This window comes from Psychrobacter sp. TB20-MNA-CIBAN-0197 (assembly GCF_040309765.1).
Classification (GTDB): Bacteria; Pseudomonadota; Gammaproteobacteria; order Pseudomonadales; family Moraxellaceae; genus Psychrobacter; species Psychrobacter submarinus.
Genome location: NZ_JBEOPC010001006.1, coordinates 1 through 254, shown reverse-complemented (window position 1 = coordinate 254; position 254 = coordinate 1). Strand labels below are relative to the sequence as shown.

General features: G+C 40.9%; 1 protein-coding gene. It reads right to left on the bottom strand.

Annotated features, from left to right (window positions below):
* Nucleotides 1-254: S1 RNA-binding domain-containing protein (locus tag AAEY83_RS16920; RefSeq protein ID WP_351060963.1), on the bottom strand; the 254-nt coding region annotated here is incomplete at both ends.

Here is a 254-nt window from a genome sequence, read left to right as displayed (position 1 = left end):
GCTTCGAAAAGAGCTTTTACAGATAAGCTTAAAGTGCGGTTCTTACGATCAACACCAACGTATTTAACTTCAATCTCGTCGCCTACAGAAACAACAGTAGTTGCATCTTCAACGCGCTCTTGAGCGATATCAGCTACACGGATGTAACCTTCAACGCCTTCGATAAGTTCAACAGTTGCGCCTTTCGCATCAACTTCAGTCACTTTACCTTTAACAATAGCACCTTTTTTGTTTGCATCAAGGTAGTTATTGAA